9 protein-coding genes are annotated in these 20,401 nt (G+C 55.5%); 3 read left to right on the top strand and 6 right to left on the bottom strand.

What is annotated here, in order from left to right; genetic code table 11:
* Window positions 1-133 precede the first annotated feature (133 nt).
* The 6 genes from NB063_RS05095 to NB063_RS05070 form a co-directional block, all read right to left on the bottom strand.
* Window positions 134-2,017, bottom strand: a complete 1,884-nt coding sequence (locus tag NB063_RS05095; RefSeq protein ID WP_250927667.1) for a TolC family protein — start codon at window positions 2,015-2,017, stop codon at window positions 134-136.
* Window positions 2,018-2,232: 215 nt separating this feature from the next.
* Window positions 2,233-4,440: a biotin/lipoyl-binding protein gene (locus NB063_RS05090; protein ID WP_250927666.1), complete on the bottom strand. Its 2,208-nt coding sequence runs from the start codon at window positions 4,438-4,440 to the stop codon at window positions 2,233-2,235.
* Window positions 4,441-4,444: 4 nt separating this feature from the next.
* Window positions 4,445-5,902 carry an efflux RND transporter periplasmic adaptor subunit gene (locus NB063_RS05085; protein WP_250927665.1) on the bottom strand — a complete coding sequence of 486 codons (1,458 nt, stop codon included), beginning with the start codon at window positions 5,900-5,902 and terminating at the stop codon, window positions 4,445-4,447.
* The gene (locus NB063_RS05080; RefSeq protein ID WP_250927664.1) at window positions 5,892-6,824 is read right to left on the bottom strand and encodes an efflux RND transporter periplasmic adaptor subunit; all 933 of its coding nucleotides are present in this window, start codon (window positions 6,822-6,824) and stop codon (window positions 5,892-5,894) included. The genes NB063_RS05085 and NB063_RS05080 overlap by 11 nt, the downstream gene beginning before the upstream one ends.
* A gap of 113 nt (window positions 6,825-6,937) precedes the next feature.
* Window positions 6,938-8,713 (bottom strand): preprotein translocase subunit SecA, encoded by a 1,776-nt coding sequence (locus NB063_RS05075; RefSeq protein ID WP_250927663.1) that lies wholly within the window; start codon window positions 8,711-8,713, stop codon window positions 6,938-6,940.
* Between the two features lie 363 nt (window positions 8,714-9,076).
* The gene (locus NB063_RS05070; RefSeq protein ID WP_250927662.1) at window positions 9,077-10,645 is read right to left on the bottom strand and encodes a sulfatase family protein; all 1,569 of its coding nucleotides are present in this window, start codon (window positions 10,643-10,645) and stop codon (window positions 9,077-9,079) included.
* A gap of 228 nt (window positions 10,646-10,873) precedes the next feature.
* Here NB063_RS05070 and NB063_RS05065 point away from each other — a divergent pair, with 228 nt between their 5' ends.
* Genes NB063_RS05065 through NB063_RS05055 form a run of 3 tightly spaced genes read left to right on the top strand, consistent with a single transcriptional unit; the run spans window position 10,874 to window position 20,347 of the window.
* Window positions 10,874-12,091 (top strand): SGNH/GDSL hydrolase family protein, encoded by a 1,218-nt coding sequence (locus NB063_RS05065; RefSeq protein ID WP_250927661.1) that lies wholly within the window; start codon window positions 10,874-10,876, stop codon window positions 12,089-12,091.
* 13 nt (window positions 12,092-12,104) lie between these two features.
* Window positions 12,105-16,001, top strand: coding sequence for a FlgD immunoglobulin-like domain containing protein (locus tag NB063_RS05060; RefSeq protein WP_250927660.1), 3,897 nt, complete (start codon window positions 12,105-12,107; stop codon window positions 15,999-16,001).
* Between the two features lie 20 nt (window positions 16,002-16,021).
* The gene (locus NB063_RS05055) at window positions 16,022-20,347 is read left to right on the top strand and encodes an NHL repeat-containing protein (RefSeq protein ID WP_250927659.1); all 4,326 of its coding nucleotides are present in this window, start codon (window positions 16,022-16,024) and stop codon (window positions 20,345-20,347) included.
* Window positions 20,348-20,401: the final 54 nt, after the last annotated feature.

Genomic DNA, 20,401 nt, shown 5'->3' with positions numbered 1-20,401 from the left:
CAACAAACGGGACATACCCGGCACATAACCTGCGTCCGGCGACCGAAAAGATGGTTGAAAAATGAGCTCCCCCTGGGGGCCGTGGGCTTGCAGAGCAACTGCGGTGCGAATCAATGCAAGCTGCTTGGTAAGTCTATTCGAGATAGGAGAGAACTGGCGAAATGGTTACGGGGGGCGGCGTCCCGTATTGCGTTTCGGAGTCATCCGAAATGTTGATCGGATCTGAATTGATTTCATCCTCGACGATCATCTCGTTTGCATACGCTTTGGAATACTGCTGCGTCGGCAAATTGCATTCATAGTACCGCTGTAAGTTGATCCGTTCAGAGCTCAGCAACGTGCCGGTCACCTTTTTCAAATTGACCAATGCCAAGTTGTAGGTCAGTTGAGCTGTCAAATACTCGTACTCGGCATTTGTGACGGTTGCTTGTGTTTCAAGAACGTCTTGCAAGGCGAGTGCTGCACCGTTTTGACGAGGTGGTAGCTGACGCCACCTTGATTCCAATGCCTCAAGTTGGCGTTGACGTGTTTCCAAGGCCAACCATTTCGAAGCCAACTCTTGGGCGGAGGTTTTTAGTTCATTCACACCAACCACCACTTCGTAGCGAATGCTCTCCAGTGTGGTTGCATATTGGTGCTCGAGTTGTCGCAACTCAAGTCTGCGTCGCTGCAACCGAGTCTGTGCCGCACGATTCCCAATCGGGCGTTCGTAGACGAATCCAATGCCATATGATGGTGCACCCGTGTCAAACTGGCGCGAAAATGCGGCTAGCGAATCGCCTTGATCTTCCAGGCCAGATAAGTAGGTCTGTGTCACCAAGTTCAATAATGGCTTCAACTCGTTACGCGACATGTTGAGTCGAACGCACGCGGCCTTGTTCTGCTTGATTGCCTGCAAGACCTCAGGACGACGCTGGAACGCGATCGCGATGCTTTCGTCTAAATGGACATGGTTAACATCTAAGGTTGGAACATCCGCTGGCAACAACTCGATATCGATTAATGCTGGTGAATTGACTAGGCTGCGCAGTCGCGCTTGAGCATTGTGTACTGCGGCTTTCGCACGCACCAGATCTGATTGGCGTGATGCGACCGCTGCTCTGGCCGCGGCGATCTGCACATCCGCGGCATCCAGGGTGCTACGCGCCTCCAGGCGATCGAGTATCTGTTTTCCAAGAAGATACAAATTGATGCGTTGAAAGTAGGACGCTCGTTCCAGATAGAGTGACCAGTACGCCCGAGTGACTTCTAGCAAATGAGATTCCGTCTGCCGCCGAAACTCATCTTTCGCCGCGTTGCGGTCGATTTGCGCCAATACGACCAGGCTTTTGTTGTAGACGGTTCCTCGTCCGCCCATCAGCGGTTGGGTGAACCCCAGCACCAAACGAGAAGTGCCCTGCGGGTTGGGGACAAAAAACTCCGAATTGTTGTCTTGAAAACCAAACTGTTGGGAAACGTCGAATGTCCCGCCCGTGTAGGTGCGTTTACGCACCCCGCTGCGCCCGGTCCAATTGTGATCGTTGAATCGAGTCGCGCCGGCACCGGCCGTCAATGAATTGCCAATCGGTTCGCTGACGTCATCCCATCTCGTATCCATGAAGTGATTCCAATCGAATGCCGCACTCGCTTCGATCACTGCGGTTTCCCGAATCAGTGGTAGTTCGCTGAAGACCTTGATCTGTTCGGAATGCTGCAAGGTTTCGATGATTAGTTGTTCCAGCGAGATTGCCTGAGGAACGAATTGACTTTGCAACGCGACTCCAACATGTGGAGCCCACCAACCATGCTCGAATGGACGAATTTCAGTATCACCCTCTTCCAATGTCACTCCCAGAGCCACAGCTTGCAGTTCGGCAAAGTTGACAACATTGCTCTGTGTTCCGCCTTTTTGTGCCCATGTCAAAGATGCCGTCGCGAGAACGCACGTGATTGCGACGACGATGTTCCAGGATACCTTGTGGAATTGCGATCTTCTCTGACCGATTGATGAGTGGCGACACTCATTTAACTTTGGCACTACAAACATCCTTGCGAAGAGAGATAAGAAACACCATTGCAACGCTTTGGCTACATATCAGGTCAAAAAGATTCAAACCACTCTTTGTTTATCGAAACCCTCTGCATCATTCCGAAAGGAATCTCAACTGGTGTTCATAGGTCTGAATTCCTATGCAACCCGAAACTGATTTCAACAATATGCAGATCAAGTTGAGCGGTTTCAGGATTTGGGCTTCATCGCGATGCAATTCCACTGTCCGTCCACCATCCGTAGATTGACGATAGAAAGGGCCGGTTTTGCAGTTCAATACGGCAGTTCGCGACCTGGCCAGGCAATATTTTGGGGTAGTGCGGATCATCTGTGGTGAGATCGATGATTGCCCGCAATTTCAACTGCGGCTGAACCCACCGAGGCTCCGTGCCTTGACCCCCGCCATAGACTGCCAACGATCCGCCGAGCGGCACTGACAACTCAGGATACTCAACTCGATCACTGGCTTGGCGCGCATCCAAGTGAAGCGAGAACCGCATGGGAAGGTCTGGCTGCCCCTCCACCCAAAAAGTAGCGTGATGCGCTGAGCCAACCTCCCAACTCAATGACTCGTCCGCGGGCAACATGGCGACGACTTCTGCAAATTGGCTGTTGCCGATCGAGCAGATCGACTCTCCTCGTTTGACGAATCGACCTCGCAAGTCATCCAAGTTACCATCGACAATCAATCCCGAATGAGGCGAAATCACCGTCAAGGAATTCTGTTGTCGCTGGAGCATTCGTTGATGGCGCTTGAACGTTTCCATTCTTACCAATTCGGATTGAAAGCTGGCGATGTCACCGCGGCTATGAAGTCGGCGAAGCAGGTTCTCCGAAGACTTCAACTGTGAGGTCACTTCCGCCAATTCGAATTCCAACTCAGGGCTCGACAAATGACAGATCGGATCGCCTTGATTGATTTGGTCGCCCGTTTGCACCAAAACCTTCCGTACCACCCCTGATTCGGAGCAACGAATGGTTTGCGTGTCTAACAATCGGATGCTGGTGGGCAAGGTCGTTGTGCGGCTAAACGGGTACGTCATCGCCAATCCTCCGAAGATCACCGCAACCACACCGATAAGTACGATTCGTTTTGACGCAATCCCGCCTCCCGATCCCAATTCTTTGTCGACAAACGGTTGCAGAAAGTTGGAGATCTGTTGATGCAGCCACTTGGAAACAACTGCGATCACGAGAAGAATCCCCCAGCCTGAAAACAACCCCACTGCGGCAATCATCAAGGTGATCGTAATTCCGATTCGCCAAATCCCCGCAAGTACGCCATAGCTGAGGATCCAACCGCGAGGATCGGGGATATCACTCCATCGCAACGTCCCGCCCCAAATCGTCCTGCCGAGAATTGCCCGCACAGCCTGGGAGCCTTGTGACGCTAGATTTGGGATCTCCAAAAAATCAGACAAGACATAATAGCCGTCGAAACGCATCAAGGGATTGAGGTTAAAAACCAAAGTGACAATCGACGCTGCGATCATCACGTCCATGCACGCCAGTTGGGTCAATGGATCACGGGTGAGTGAAAAAACAATCACCGCGATTGACGCTACCCAGATTTCGACAGCAACGCCCGCTACCGAGATTCCAATGCGTTTCCATTTGGACGTTAGCAGAATGGAAGATGAAACGTCCACAAACGGCATCGGGAGAAACAGGACGAACACCAACCCGCATCCACGCACCGCGCATCCAAAGCTTCTGCACACGACGGCATGCCCAAGTTCGTGCAACAGTTTCAGGCCAGCAAACGTCAGTAGGAGCGAAGCCCAGCGGTCCGCGGTGATGGATTGAAACACTTGATTGGTCAATTGATCCCAGTGCCCAATCGCTAACGCTGACCCGATGAGAAGGCAGATCCCAAATGCAATCATTGCTGCCCAACAAACACTTCGCGACATGGCGTCTGTCAAAGATTGGATAAATCGATCAGGGTTTCCAAGTCGAACCTTTTGAAACAAGGCTCCTATCGAAACTCGTCCGCGAACCCGGTCCAAACGCGTCTGTGCATCAGAAACGCCCGCTGCGGCTTGACGCGAACGGTTGTGAATCAGACCCGAATCGACAAGCCAACCTAAAAGATTCAGCGCCTCGTCACTGCTGATCGCATCGTCCCCATATTTCTGAGCCACGAGAGCAACCGCTTCCTCCACGGTATGATGACCGTTCAAGGCGGAACAGAACGCGAATTCGACTTCACCGAGTCGATGGCTTCGACCACTCGCTAAATCCTCCAACATGTAGCACGGTGTACCGCGATACGAATGACGCACGACGCTCAAATCGGACCGCAACTCGGGCGAGACGGACATCAGATCAACGGTCTGCGAGTCGAACAACGTCGCAGCATCCATACCGCTGGTCACGCTGGACTCGGCAGGTTCGATTGCGTTCGCCATCCCCTCACCACCACTTCTGCAAACGCTCGACCGGGCGATGTAACACCACCCATGCCAATGATCGATGGCCTGCATCGATCTTTGCGGTCCCGTTCATCCCGGGGCGCAATCTGCCCGCAGAATTTTCGATGGAGCAATGCACAACAAATCCATGACGGTGCCCAATCGCCGTCGCTTGTGGCATGATCCGACTCACCACGCCTGACAATTCCGTTCCACCGAAGCCATCAATATCGAGGGTCACCTGCATGCCAACCGCGATATGGTGAATGTCATGGGTGGGGACCAGGATCGAAGCTCGTAGCTCATTCAATGGTGCCACTTCAAAGATCATATCGCCCTGATGCACCGGGACGTTTTGGCGATCTTCCAACGGCGCCTGTAATACAATCCCTGCTTCGATCGTGTGAAGGCTGGTGCGTTTCAGCCGTTGTTGCAGCAATTCGATCTTTGCCTCGACTTGTTCAATCTGCAATCCGGCAGCAACGGCTTCGGAGGCATGATGAGCGATCCATTCGAGATCTTGCTTCTTTGCCAGTTCGCTCCGTTTTGCGGCAAGCTCATCTAACTGAAGAATCAGTTCCCGGTCTTCCATCTCAGCCAGACATTGACCAGTGGAGACCTCGTCTCCGGCAGCAACGCTGACGTGTTTCAACAAACCATCAAATGGAGCCACGCGAAAATGGCGTTGCGTCGGCTCCACTTCAAAATCACAGGTCACGTTGTGGGTGACTGGAAGAAACATGCTACCCGCGATTGCCATGCTGATCAAACAAGCAGCTAGTTTGCTGCTAGGCGACACCTTTTGCAGTCGTTGAGAAAATCGTTCCAAACGATTGGGTTCAGCTCGTTTGGTCTGTTCCAGGACAGCCGCTAATGGACGTCGCAACGCATCGGCGAATTCGACGATACCTTCGCGGGCCAGTAGAGAGCCTATCCGGCTAAGAATCAAAATGCATCCGAACGCGTGTCCGTTCTCATCCTGCAAAGGAATACTGACAAGGTCTCCCTGTTTTTCGCACAATTGCTGATGTGAATAGCCGGTATCGTCTTGCGAACGTCCTACTGAGCTCGCCACCCTGACAGAGGCGTTTTTTGAGGACTCGTCTGCTACCTGTCGATAGAGACGGGATTGCTCGGAATCCTGATCGATCGCGGATGAATCTGTGACGGCGATAACTCGATGGGTTTGGTTTGATTGATTCGCAACAAACACCACTCGCTGCGCCGAAAGATGCCGTCGGAGGTGATCCGCTGCAACCTGACAGGCAACGTCGAACGATGGGGTCCGCGACAACTCCTCCATCACTTCGATTAACCATGCCGCCGAGTGCAATTTTGAGTTGGTCGCTGCGATGCGTTTGCGTAGTTCCAGGTCCGCTCCCGATGAAGCGAGCGTCTTTTCCACCGTCACCCCATGCGCAGGCGACGAACGGGGGGCGTTTTGAAGACTAGCGGACATGGAATGCCCCCCGCTGGTTAGAGTTTTGCGAAGGCGTGTTTGTCATTCGCAAAGTTCGATCGGCGGTAGCGATGACGGGCGCATTCAACGTTAATACTGTACTCCCGGTCGTGGATGACTGGAGTCGCTTTGTTAATTGATCCAAAACCTCCGGTGGTGCAACAGGCTCGAGTGAGATCAAGTGAACTCGAACACCGGCTCGGAACAGCCCTTCCGCGTTTGGAATGATCACATCCACCCGAACCAAGCCACTATCGGCTTCCGTAATTGCAGAGACGTGCTCGACCGTCCCAACCACGTTGGATTGATTGCTGTCTTCCAGCTTCAGCTGGATTCTTTGCCAAACACATAGCTTGGCGGCAGCCTCAGTTGGTAGAAAGAAAGTCGCACGCAATCGGTCTAGTTGTACCAACGTCAGCAAATGCGGGTTGGCGGTGGATACATACTCACCGGGTTGCGCAATGACATCGATGACAACGCCGGCAATGGGCGTTCGCACCAATCGACGTTCCAGACGTATGTTCGCTTCCTGCAACCGCAGTCGCTTTTGTTCGTGCTCGTTCTTTGCGGCTTGAATGGCGATTTGATGCGTTGCAACCTTGAGCTCTGATTCCCGAAGTTCCTCTGGACTGGTCGCGCCAGTTTCAAACAATCGCCGAACGTTGTCCGCGTGCCGCTGGTAGCTTTCTAGCTCTGCTTCGAATTGCTCAATTTTGGAGAGATCGGTTGCTTCGCACTCGGCGACCTGTTGCCCAATGCGATGCAGTGCGTCATCCAATTGCACAACGATCTGCCCTGCTTGCACTTCATCGCCACTTTTGACTAGTACCTCCTCAATTCGTCCAGATTCCTTCGCGGCTAGTTCGATCCGATGTATCGGCTCGGTAAACGAAATCCAGTCCTCAGCAGCAACTTTTTCCATCGTGGGATTGGGGCATATGCCAATGCCCATCAAACACGCCGCCAAGAGGATGGTGCGGGAACGCAGGCATTGGGCCGGTACTCGACGTTGTGAGATTGATTGGATGAATCGCATCATGCGACCTCGTTTTGAATTTTGCTGATCCAACAGTCACGGGAAACCAACTGCAAACGACGGGCATGCCCACGGGACTCCAACTGCTGTTGAAGCCTCTTGATGGCGGTGTCCATGCTCGGAAGGCACACAGCCCTATCCTTGGTGATTCGGAATAACTTTGCACTGATTCGCCGCGCCAAGGGCATCGTCGAACTGTGCGTTTGAAAGATCGTGTCCTCGGGAGAGGCCAATTGTTGCACGCTTCCCGGTTCGCCTTGTCGAGCAACGCGGCCGGCTAGCTGACGATCCACCCGCAGCGAATCATAGTGCTGCGTGGAAATCAGATGCATTCCACCTTTTTCGAGTACCGACGATGCGACCTTGATGTCCGTTCCCCGTCCCGCGATGCTGGTGGTCACTGTGATACGGAACGCTTGCCCCGCCATGGCAACCAGTTCAGCTTCATCCTCGTCTTGCATCCCATGCAAGACACAAACCGCAGGAAATTCGGTTCGAATCATGTTGCCAATTCGATTGGCTTCGTCGACGGAACGAGTGGCCACCAGCACGGCGCGGCCCCCAGTTGCAACCTCAATCGCCTCGCGGCAGGCATGGCGTTCTTTCTGCTCTCTTGATGCGAAATATCGAGCGGGATGCGTTCGACGAATGCATGGTTGGTGAGTTGGGAACACCTGGATCCTAAGATCAAAAAAACGCTTAAAGTCTTGTTCGTTTCCGGTCGCGGTCCCAGTTAATCCGCAAAGCAAATCATATTGCTTCAGAAATCGTTGACGAGTGATTTGTGCAGCCGTTGGAGATTGATCCGTGAGCGGCAAGCCTTCCTTCATCTCAATGGCTTGGTGCAAGCCACCCCGCCAGTTTCGTTCCGCGTGAATACGTCCGGTGTGGGAATCGATGATCGCGATCTTGTCATCGCTGACAACGTAATCCACGTCGCGAATGTATCGATGTCGAGCTAAGGCGGCCTGCGTGACATACTGTTTCCAAGGCCGTCGCAGCGATTTTGTGTCCACCTGATCTAACGCGTTTCTCATGATGGCGACCGCAGACTTTGCGAGGACGCAGCGAGATTCAACCAGATGGAAGTCGGTTCCGTTGCGCAACCTTTGGGCAATATTGTCAGCCACTTTCAAAGCTGCTTCGTCCGCGATTGAGAGGTTCGTCGCGGACCCGAGCACCAAAGGTGTCCCTGCTTCATCGATCATCACGCTGTCGGCTTCGTCAACAATCGCGACACCGCGTCGTGATTGGACGGGAACGCAGGCTTCCGGCGGAAATCCATGCAACGCATCCATAAACCGTTGCCCGGTGGGCGTGCGAGTTTGACTGGTCAGTTTTACCTGGTCGCGAAGATAGTCGAATCCGAACTCGCTCCCCGCACCATAAGTGATGTCGCATTGATAGGCGGCGCGTTTTTGTTCTGCACTTTGATCGCTTCGGAGGCATGCAACCGAATTGCCGAGACATCGGAAGACGGCTCGAAGTTGCTCAAAGTCGCGACGGCTCAAATACTCATTGGTTGTCGCGACATGAACGCCCATCTCGCGTCTGGAGAGAAGAGCAGCCGCCAGCCCCGTGATGAACGTCTTCCCTTCGCCGGTTTGAACCTCGACAATTCGCCCCGCCGTCAACGCGATGGCCGCTTCGACTTGAACCGGGTACAAGTCAATTCCAAGAACGTCTCGAAAAACGTTGACGGCATCATCCACATTCGAACGCTCGACTGGACCTGCGGCGTAATTCCAGTTCGATAGAAACGACTTAAACAGCATACAAACGTTGGTAAATGAATAACGAACCGTTGCGGACCCTGTGGTGCCTCAAATAACATCGGTCGTGTTCGCGTGTGTATCGTTGAGTAGAAAAAGCCGTTCTGAAATTTGAAACCTAGATTCTCGTGTGTAGATTGCGCCATCGTGAACAATCGGTTCAACCGAACGCTCATTTTGAAGTGAACGCGACGTGTTGCCGCTCACGCTTATTTCAATCAATCAGGGGGGGCGAGAACGAAACCTCATTCAGTTTGCCGGGTTACGCTTGGCGGCGCAATCATTCTGGCCGTTGTTGCAACGGAACGAAGGGCCACTGCAGCAACTAATCGTTGAGTCGCAACACAACCTCGTTCCACGCTTAGGTTAGGGAGCGACGGCGGGATCGTTCGTGGATTTCACCCAGTCTCTAAGTGCGCTGAGCAGCCTGTTTTGTTGGTCGCGATGCTGAGCTGCCCCGGCAAGGTTTTTCATTTCATCTGGGTCGGACTGCAGGTCGTAAAGCTCGAGCGTCGGAACCTCGCCTCCTAGGTTTTGTGGATCCATCTCTGCCAAAATTCGAAACTGCTGTGGATGCTCATCTTTGAGCCGAATCGTTTCGGAGTAAGTTCGGTTTCCCCAGATTTTGAATTCGCGACTATCGGCATTCACCTGTCGCCACGCAGTGTCGACTTTCTCGCGGTAGATCAGTTTCCATCGGCCGTCAAAGACGCTTCGCTCTTGCATCCCGTTGTTAGGCAGTGGCCCGCGGTTGGAGATTTCAGCAAATAGGTAGTCATGGCCCTTCGCGGATTCGTCGCCGGCGAGCAGGCCCGCAAGCGACTTGCCGTGAAGCGGATAGTCAAAGGATTGATCGATCTGACACAAATCCAGAATCGTCGGCAGCAGATCCAATTCACTCACGAGTTCCGGACACTTCTCGTCGCGAGCGATTCCGGGACCACGAATCATGAGTGGCACGCGTAGACCGAGGTCATACAGAGTCATTTTGCCATGCTGAAAGGTAGGCCCGTGATCACTCATGAAGATCACAATGGTGTTGTCGCTTTGGCCTGATTGTTCGAGCACATCGAGAGCTTCGCCGGTTAATGCGTCCGCCTGTTCGATTCCGGCTAGGTACTCCGCCCAGTCTTTGCGAACCTCAGGTGAGTCCGGAAGGTATCGCGGTAGCCGGACTTCGTTTGGACCGACGCGGATCGTCGTCTTGTCACTGTTTGGATAGGGGCGATGTGAGTTGGCGATATTCACCATTAGGAAAAAGGGCTGCTCGCGTTCGGTAGCGTTTTCGATGAAGCCCGCGATCTCAGCCCGGCCGCCATGCAGGAATTCGTCATACGGAAACTTCTCGTTCGGTAACACATGCAGCTTATGGGTGACACCTTGGTAGTAGCCGTGAGTTTTCAGGATCTCTGTCAACGTTAGATACTTGCCTCGAATGCGGTTGGTTTTGGCGAGTCGCAGTTCTCGCTGTGCTTTGCTGACCTGGTCGGCGGGCATGTGGAAGTTGTGCGTGTTGTTCAGGATGCCGTTGGTGTGGCTGTGTAGGCCTGTGTAGAACGCCGCCTTGGATGCGGAACACACGGGGTAGGCGACGAACGCGCTGCTGAAGTAGGTCCCCGATTTCGCCAGCGAATCCATGTGAGGTGTTTGTAGGCCCGGCGTGCCGATCAAGCTCAAGTGTGCACCCTGGTCTTCGGTCAACACAAACAGGATGTTCGGGCGATCGGCTGCTGAACACGCCCCCGCGCCGAGCATCCAACATAAAGTACAGAGCAGTCGAGCGATTTTCATGACGGGATGTCCTGTCGCGTTTGGAGTTGACATTGATTGGTTTACTTCGGTGGTGGTCACGTTGGATGGTTCAGTCAGCATCGCGGCCTCTTCGGCAGTCGGGGCCTTGCCGAACACGATGACATCATCGATGGCCCCGATCACCGCAGATGCCGCTTCAGACAGGTCGACGTCGTACCGCGAGGTGCGTCAGTGTAACGGCGATCTGGAAAAGGTTGTAATTCGGCCGCTATTTGGCGTGTAATCAAGCTGAGTCGCGCCATATGCCAGTTGGACAAATCAACATGGCACGGCAGACTCGGTCGCATGCGCACTCACCTGATCATTTCTGTACTTTTGTTCATCCTCGCGTTTCCGCTCAGGGCCATGAGCATGACCTCGCCCTCGTTTGTTGAATTCGATCAACGGGCGAAAGCGGGAGAACGGCTAAGCGTTGTCTTCTTTGGTGCGTCGCTCACTTGGGGTGCGAATGCCACGGATCCTCAATTAACTTCGTATCGTGCGCTGCTCGCTCAGCGGTTGGAAGCGGCGTATCCACGGGCACATTTCACATTTCACGATGCAGCCATCGGCGGTACCAACTCGCAGCTCGGCGTGTTTCGGATGGATCGCGATGTGTTGCGTCACAAGCCCGATCTCGTGTTCTTGGATTTCTCTGCGAATGACGGCATTAACGAAGCCTCCCCTGAAACGCTGGCCTCGTATGAGTCGTTGATGCGGCGCATCATCCTCGAAGCCCGTTCGCCGTTGGTGCAGGTGATTTTCCCGTTTGGTTGGGACGTGAAGGCGGCGGATTTCGACAAGATGAAACGTCGCACTGCGCACCTGGCTCTCTCGAAGGCGTACAAAACGACTGTCGGAGACGCGATCTCGCTGGCGGTGGAACGAGTGAAGGCCGGAGCGATCACCGTCGAGCAACTCTGGCCCGTCGATCTCGTGCATCCCTGCGATGTCGGTTACCAGCTTTTTGCTGACGCCGCATGGGGTGCGTTTGAAGACGGTGTGCAACGGCAAGTCGTCTGCGCGGCTCCGCAACAGATGGTCCACGACGAGACATACATGAACCAGGTTCGTGTCCGTCTCTCCACGCTCGGCAAGCCGCCCATTGGATGGCGGAAAGACTCGCCCCATCTCAGCTCTGCGTACTACGACATGCTGATGTCGCGATGGCTCGATGACGAGGTGGTTGCGTCAAGTCACATTGAAACGAAGAGCGTAGTGGACAAAACGCATTCTTCACAGCAAGTCGCTCGGCTGAACATCACGTTTCGCGGCACGATGGTTTTGCTGTTCGGCGAGGGGACGATTAAGTCCGCCAAATACCGCGTTTATATCGACGGAAAGCTAGTTGAGCGGGTGCTGCCCAACGCGGAGGAACCACTGTGTGAGTTTGATGCCGCGAGTCTTTCTGCCAGAGCGAACGGCAACACGCACCATGTGGCCGTTATTTCCGAAAACCTCGCCGCTGACTGCGATCACACGATTGAGATCGAGCCGGTCTTTTCCGATGGAATCGAACAAGAATTGCGTCTCGAGAGCCTCTGTGTTGCGGGCGGCGACGCCAAAGTGTTTCCCTTTGTATCCCACTAAAGTCTTTTGTTTGATGAACAATAATTACAAGCTTCTTTTGTGCTGTCTCTCCGTCGTTTGGTTAGGCTTCGTTTCTTCCGCGTCCGCGACGCAGACCGACAACCGTGGTCTGCATGCAGTGCCGGTTCCCGATGAGGTCGTCATTGATGGTAACCTCGCGGATTGGGATCTCTCGGGTCAGACATTGATGTGTTATGACTTGGAGTCGCTTCAAGAGGTGTATTCCGCCAAAGTCGCGGTGATGTACGACGCGGAGAATCTTTACATCTCAGTTCACTTCGCGGACACGACGCCGATGGGCAACCGGCATGATCCGCGTTATCAAGCTCACAAGGCTTGGGCAGGTGACAGTGTGCAAGTACGTTTCAAGACTGAGCGGATTAGCCACATCACCGCATGGTATTTTGCCGGCGAGAAGAAGCCGGGGGTATATCTCGACCGTGGCAAGGATTTGAACACGCCTTTCGGCGGTGGTGCCGAGACATTGTTTCACCAGGAAGGTTGGATATTAGAACGAGGCGTCGAGACCGCGTATCAGAAGGACACCAACGAGCAGGGTTACGTGCAAGAGATGAAGCTGCCGTGGTCGCTCGTGACGGACAAGAAGTATGAGGCCGGCGATCAGTTTCAATTGGGCGTTGAGCTTTTCTGGGGGCAAGGCGACTGGCCGTCTCATCGCTATGCGGACAACCTCAGTGAGGGAGCGAATGGTCGTGAGTTCTTCTTCACCAATCACAAAGGTTGGGGCGATCTTATTCTGGAAGCCGAAGGCAACTTGAACCTGCCTAAGCCCGCGTGGATGAAGAGACAGATCGAAGGACAGCCGACGGGGCCGGTGGAGATTGAGTATGAGCTTTTAAAAGACGGCAAGGTCACTCTGGCGATCGATGATTCTGATGGCCGACGGGTGCGCAATCTCATTGCCGCACAATCTCGTACGGCCGGGAAGAACATCGAGAAGTGGGATGGTCTCGATGACGCGGGCAAGCCCGTGTTGCCGGGCGACTATCGGTTCCATGTCTTGACCCACGACGGCATTCATCTCAAGTACGCCCTCTCATTCGCCAACCCGGGGAGCCCGACGTGGTCGACTGACGATGGGCGGGGAGCTTTTTACGGCGACCACACTGCACCGCAAGCGGCCGCTGCGGCAGGCAAGTTCGTTGCTCTCGCCACACCGATGGGCGAGGCAGGCAAACATCTCATCGCCACTGATCTGGACGGCCAGCGTTTGTGGGGGCTCAGCAATCGGGTCGCTTTTGATGGCGGACACATTTCACTCGCCACAGACGGCACGACCTTGTGGGTGGGGACTGAGGGCAAGCAATCGCTCATCTATCGAGTCACGCTCGCCGATGGAAGTTACGTGCCATGGGGCACCGTGCAGAAAGACAATGATGGACATGAGTTTCATCCTGTCGACCTCGTCGTCTCTGAACTGCCGGGATTGGCCGCCGCGAAAACCGAGGCAAACCTCCGTTCCATCGCTTGGCATCACGATGTTCTTGCTGCTGCTTTTGCACGCGAAAATGAGGTACGTCTGTATCATGCCGTGACCGGTGAGTTGCTCTCTCGCATCGCGATCGATGAGCCGAAGTCAGTCGCGTACACATCGCAGAGCGAGCTGCTCGTTCTCTCGAAAGGCCGGATTCTTATCGCCGACGACAAGGCAGGCATCCGTCCGTTTACCACGCAAACGTACGTCGATGCCTGGGGATTGGCGGCGGGAGCGGATGGCCGCGTTTATCTTTCGGTGCGTGGCACTGATCAGAACGTGAAAGTTTTCTCAGCCGATGGGAAACCGCTGAGAGAGATCGGCAAACGTGGTGGGCGTCCGCACCATGGTCAGTTCATTGCCGGAGCCATGCGGCAGACGGCGGGTATCGCGATCGACAGTCGCAATCACCTCTGGGTGACCGAAGAAACCGAGAATCCCAAACGGACCAGCGTGTGGAATGTTGACAGCGGTGCGTTGATCAAAGATCTCAGCGGCACTACCAGTTACGCGGGTGCCGGTACGGTGAACCCCTACGATCCCTCGATGGGATTTGCTGACGACACCGTCTACCGCTTGGATTGGGAGACCGGAACGTCCGAACCAATCTACTCGGTTGGGAAAAGCGAGAATCCCGATGACCTCTTTCCACCATCCGTTCATAACTTGACCAGCCGCGTCATGCAGAAGAACGGACTGCTTTATGTGTATACGACCGGAGCCGGACGAGGTTCCAGCGACGTGCACTGTACCGTCTTTGATGGTACGCATTGGCGTTCGGTGGCCCACACGGGTGTTGTGGGGCACGGTCAGGCCAACCAGGGCCGGTTCTCCAAATACGAACATCTATTTGCCGGACGTGATAGGCAACGCTATTCGTGGGCCGATGAAAACGGGGATGGTCTGGTGCAAGATTCGGAGTTGCAATTCGCGAGTATCGAGATCGATGACGAACCGGTCGACCTGCGTAGTTTCTACTGGGGCCAATTGCCTGATACCGAGGGCACCATCACCTACGCGGTCAAAAACCGTCAAGAATTGGTTCAATTCCCCGTTGCCGGCTACACCAAAGCCGGTGCACCGATCTACGACGTCACGAAGCCACGCGTTATTCGTCCTGACCGCGAAATCATCGGCGGTGGCAATGGTGAGGGGCAAATCATTGGCGGTTCGAATGGTCGCATCTACATCAACCAAGATCCGCTGATCATGGTCGAGCCGAGCGGACGTGTCGTGGGTGGTTATCCAAATCGGCACCTTTCCGTCCATGGCTCGCATCGTGCCAAAGCGGCGCGTCCAGGTTATCTGATCGGTCCATCTTCGTTCCTGGGAGTGATCCAGGTGGGTGATGAAAGCAACGACGAGGCAGGCGAGATTTTTTGCCTCAACGGCAACCTGGGTGAGAACTACCTGTTCACCCACGATGGGCTCTTTGTACAGTCGCTCTTTAGGGACACACGCGGTTATTCAGAGAAACCCGCGCATGCTGAACGGGGCATGTCGCTCGACGCCACCACCGCGGGTGGCGAAAGCTTTGGCGGCAACTTCATCCGCACCGCTGAGGGCAAGACTTACCTCACCAATGGTGGCACCGATGCGAGGGTTATTGAAGTCACCGGCCTCGAATCGATTCGACGCATCAGCGGTAAGTTTACTTACACGCATGCGGAGTTTGCCGAGGCACAGACGTTGCTGTCGCAGAAATTGGCCGAGACGTCCGCACCGAAAGCATTCACGGTCCCACGCGGTACCGCGAACGTGGATGGCGAGGCGACCGAGTGGCCGGCACTGATGGATGACGAGCAGCTTGCAATGAACGTTCAAGAAAACACCCGCCGGCGTTACGCTCGTGTCTTGGCCAGTTACGACGACCAGAATCTCTACCTCGCCTACCGTGTTTTCGCCCCGCGTTCCGCGATGAAAAATGTTGGTCAGGACGATCGTTTGTTGTTCAAGACCGGCGACGCCGTGGACCTCATGATTGGTCCCGATGGAGCGAATGACGACGCTGGGAATTTGCGTCTGTTGATGACTTTCAAAGACCGCAAGACACCGATTGCGGTTTTGAACGTGAAGAAGGCTCCCGGGGCCGCGGCGTCGGAAAAGTTCGATTTCAGCTCCCCGTGGCGGACGATCTCGTTCGACCGCGTTGTCGTAACTCGCGGCGTGACTCTCGCATCCGCGGGCACGCAAGGAGGCTTCATCGTGGAAGCGTCCATCCCATGGAACGAAATTGGCATCACTCCCGAGTCCGGTCTCAAGCTCAAAGCTGACGTTGGCGTTTTGTTCAGTGATGGTGGCACTCAAACGGTTTCCCGCCAATATTGGAGCAACAAAGCCACCGGTCTCGTCAACGACATCCCCGGCGAAGCGGACCTTGTTCCCGCAGCCTGGGGAACATTCACACTCGAGTAAACCATCAGGACCTCACCAACATGCGACTCACACGCAATCTCTTCAACTCGCCGCTCGCGGGTGTGTTGCTGGCGATCTTCTTCGCCGGTGGAGATCAAATTGTTTTGGCACAAGCTCGCGTCGCTGAACCCTTTCCGGCTTTCGACGCGTTGTTGCTCGATCGTGCGACGTTTGCCGGACGCGTAGGCAACGCACCCGAGTCGTTGATTCAAGGTGACAATGAAGCGGCTCGACTCGGGCCCAAGGCGGTTGTGTGGTGCACGCAATCGACTCCGCACTGGAAAGGCATGACCTACGGTGCGGGCCGAGAGGCAGGAACGAGGCATTTGCGCATCGGTTTTACGCAGTCCGTTGAGGTGGGCAGCGTGTTGGTCGGTGGTGGCGGTTCCCTAAGTGTGTTGAAGGCGGACGCGGCGTATCCGGGCGATCTTTCGAATGAATCGCATTGGATTCCGGCGCAGAGGTTGGTTGACGGAGAGGAGTCGAATGCGGAGGTGGAACGCGGTGACTACGGTCTGTGGGTATTGCCTCCGGGGACCTCGACACGGGCACTGCGTTTCAGTCATACACCTGCGGCCGGAGATTCCGAGATGGCGGGGCAACTCGCCGCGGTTTGGCTGTTACCAAATCGTTTAGCGAATGTGGCCCCGCAGGCGTTGGTGCAGTCGCGGGCTCGTGATGATGTTTCGATGAAGATCGTCGATGAGTCGCACAACCGCACTTGGCAGACTTGGGAAAATGCCGAAAACGGCGCGGCGTTGCCGGTATCCGCCGAGCATCCCGAAATCGTCACGCTGACGTGGCCGAAGGCGGTGAAAATCAGCGGCCTCTGTCTGTTGTGGACCGGTTTTGCCGAGTGCGAAATCGATGCCTTCACGGGTGCTGACGACACGAACGTGCGGGAGGCTCCCGAAGCATCATGGGTTCGTGTCGGCAGCGGACGTGACCTGCGATCGTGGTATCCGAGTCAACTCGGGCCGAACTGGATTGCCTTGGATCACGAGGTGAGCACTCGGGCATTACGCGTCCGTATGACGGCGCCATCTAACGAGCGGCATTCACATGTGACCAGCAAGAAAAAAGACGGACGCCGTGTTTGGCTCGGCGAACTGATGACGCTATCGCCCGTGCGAGACGCAACGTTGGCGAGTCTGGTGGTGCCCAAGCAAGGCGAGGAACCGCCGCCGATTCCGGTGAGGTTCACGCTGCCCGAAGCGGGTCTTGTGACGCTGGTTATCGACGACAAAGACGGGCGGCGCGTGCGTAATCTCGTGAGCGAAACGCCTTTCCCCGCGGGCGAGAACATCGCGTGGTGGGATGGCAGCGACGATTTGCTGCGAGATCCGCAGGCGGCGGCTCATGGTGTCTATCACATCCCCTCTCGCCCCGTCGCGCCAGGCGAATACACGGTCCGCGGCCTGTGGCGAGAACCGCTGAGTTTGCATTACGAGTTCAGTATCTACAACGCCGGCAAACCGGCATGGAAGACCGCCGACAACACCGGCTGCTGGCTCACGACGCACACACCTCCCACCAGCATGGCGTTTGTGCCGGGCAGTCGTACTGCGGATGGGAAACCACTCATCTTCATGGGTTGCTATGTCGCCGAGGGTGGACATGGTTTGCAATGGTTGCGTGAAGATGGCACCAAAATTGGTGGCCAGCACTGGGTCGGTGGCCATTGGACCGGTGCCCCGACACTGGCTGTCGATTCGGGGCCGAATTCCGACACGGATCATCTGTGCTACGTCGGCTCTGTTTGGGAAGGCGAGCTACGTCTCACTGCGAAAACCAAAACGCTCGGCGACCAGCCCATCTTTCAAACCCAACTCGGAGAAGACCCGCGTCCGAGGAAACCCACGGATCCAAGGCCACCGCTTATCGAAGGATTCGAAGGCGGGGATCGCAAGTTCGTGTTGAGTGGACTCGCGGTGCATGACGGCATCTTGGTCTGTGCGATGCTGAGGCAAAACGAATTGCTCTTCGTTGATGGGAGGTCCGGTGAGCTTGCAGGCCAGTTGCCTGTTAACAGCCCACGCGGTGTCACCTTTGATGCCCAGGGTCGCATGTTGGTGCTCAGCGGGAATCAACTACTCGCTTACCCTTCGGTTGAGGCGACGCAGGCCGAGACGGTCATTGCTGAGGGGCTCGAGGACCCAAGACATATCGCGATCGATAAAAACGGCCAGTATTTCATCAGCGACCGCTGTTCCTCGCATCAAATCAAAGTTTTCACGTCTGCGGGGAAGCTCATCAAAGCGATCGGCAAAGCGGGAGCACCCACGGTTGGTGCTTATGATCCCCAACACATGAACAATCCCAACGGCCTCACGCTCGATTCGCGAGGTCGCGTATGGGTTGCCGAAAACGACAACTATCCGCGTCGCGTTTCCGTTTGGTCGGTCGACGGCGAGCTCGTAAGTACGTTCTACGGACCCACCGAATACGGCGGTGGCGGTGTGCTCGACTCGCGAGATGCGAACGTGTTTTTCTATAAGGGACTTGAGTTTGCGCTCGATTGGAAAAACGGTACGGATTCGTTGAAACGTGTCTTCGCTCGCCCCGATCCGCTGCTCGAGGCGCACTACGGTCACTTCTCGCCCGATTGGCCGTTGTATCCGTCGAACGCGAAAGGCCGGCGTTACTTCACGAGTTGTTACACGCACACTCCCACGGGTGGTGACAATGCGGCGTTTCTTTGGCTCGACACCGGCAAGGAAGCTCAACTCGTCGCCGCGTTTGGTGATGCGCATTCGTGGAATTTGCTCAAACAACCCGAGTTTATCGCCGCGTGGCCAGTCGATTCGAAGCCTGGGGAATCCAACCCACGGCCAGACAAACGTGTCACGTTTCTGTGGAGCGACTTAAACGCCGACGGCAAACCGCAAATCACCGAACTACAGATGAAGAAAGGCATGGCACGCGGCGTCACCGTGACGGGTGATCTCGAATTTGTCGTCACGCAACTGGGTGAAGACACCGCGATGTTCCGACCCACGAGCATCGATGCCGAGGGCGTGCCGCATTACGAATTCGAGCCCATTCGTCTCGGGCCTGCGGGCGGCAAGCCACCGTCGAGTGGCGGAAACCAGACGTTGCACCGCAATGAGTGGACGCTTTCCACGAATGCCACCGCGCCGTTTTCGCCGCATGGGCTCGGCGGCATGTATCGGGGCGAGCCGTGTTGGAGCTATCCGAGCCCGTGGCCTGGTCTCCATGCCAGCCACGAAGCGGCCGTACCAGATCGCCCCGGTATGGTCGTTGGTCATACACGTTTGCTCGGCGATTTCATCGCCGGTCCCGCCGGCCCGATGTTCGGCGTCAACGGAAACATGGGGAACATGTATCTTTTCACGGCGGACGGATTGTTCGTGAGCACTTTGTTCCACGACATCCGACTACGACCGAATTGGGCGGCACCTGTCGCGACGCGCAATATGGACGTTACCGACGTCTCGCTGCACGACGAGAACTTTTGGCCCAGCATGACCCAGACACCCGACGGCAAGGTCTTCGTTGTTGACGGTGCTCGGACCAGCCTCGTACGTGTCGATGGACTTGACAGTCTAAAACGCCTGCCCGATCAAAAGCTCACCGTCACTACCGGCGATCTTGAGAAGGCCCGTGATTGGTTCGCCCGTTCCGAAATCTCGCGGCAGAAGGCCCACGGAACTGGCGTCCTCGCCGTGCCGATTCGCACGGAACCGCCGACAGTCGATGGCAAACTCAACGACTGGCCCGCTACCGTCGAGTGGGCGATGATTGACCGGCGCGGCACCAAGGCCAACTTCAACAGCAACTCACGCCCGTATGAAGTGAGCGCCTCGATCTGCATCGCCAACGACCGGCTCTTTGCGGCTTGGCGAACAACCGAAAAAGACTTGCTTGTCAACAGTGGGGAGACGCCCAATGCACTCTTCAAGACCGGTGGCTGTCTCGATCTGATGTTGCAAACCGACACCGATCAACGGTTGTTGGTCACGCTGGTGAACGGCCAACCGCGAGCCATGCTTTATCGTGCCAAAGTCCCCGGTACGAAAGATCCGGTCGCCTTCAGTAGTCCTTGGCGGACGATCAACATCGATGTCGTCAAGGACGTTACCTCGCAAGTGAACTTCGCCACCGACAAAGCTGGCAACTATGAAATCAGCGTTCCCCTTGCGACGTTGCATTGGGCTCCCGAATCCGACGACATTGTGCACGCCGACATCGGAGTCCTACGTGGATCCGGCGGCCAGACGACACAACGTGTCTACTGGAGCAACAAAGCCACCGCGATCACTGCCGACGTTCCTAGCGAAGCCGAACTGACCCCGAAACTTTGGGGCCAATGGAAAGTCCAGTGATCGGTGTGGATTCAAACCAGGTATGAACGAGATCTAAATTGGACTTGGCAGCCT

The organism is Aporhodopirellula aestuarii (assembly GCF_023701485.1).
GTDB lineage: Bacteria > Planctomycetota > Planctomycetia > Pirellulales > Pirellulaceae > Rhodopirellula > Rhodopirellula aestuarii.
This window is presented reverse-complemented; position numbering and strand designations above follow the sequence as displayed.

Coding starts and splice junctions, on each gene's coding strand:
- NB063_RS05090 (WP_250927666.1), bottom strand. CDS start 4,440: ATGGCGAACGCAATCGAACCTGCCGAGTCCAGCGTGACCAGCGGTATG.
- NB063_RS05085 (WP_250927665.1), bottom strand. CDS start 5,902: ATGTCCGCTAGTCTTCAAAACGCCCCCCGTTCGTCGCCTGCGCATGGG.
- NB063_RS05080 (WP_250927664.1), bottom strand. CDS start 6,824: ATGGAAAAAGTTGCTGCTGAGGACTGGATTTCGTTTACCGAGCCGATA.
- NB063_RS05075 (WP_250927663.1), bottom strand. CDS start 8,713: ATGCTGTTTAAGTCGTTTCTATCGAACTGGAATTACGCCGCAGGTCCA.
- NB063_RS05065 (WP_250927661.1), top strand. CDS start 10,874: ATGACCTCGCCCTCGTTTGTTGAATTCGATCAACGGGCGAAAGCGGGA.
- NB063_RS05060 (WP_250927660.1), top strand. CDS start 12,105: ATGAACAATAATTACAAGCTTCTTTTGTGCTGTCTCTCCGTCGTTTGG.
- NB063_RS05055 (WP_250927659.1), top strand. CDS start 16,022: ATGCGACTCACACGCAATCTCTTCAACTCGCCGCTCGCGGGTGTGTTG.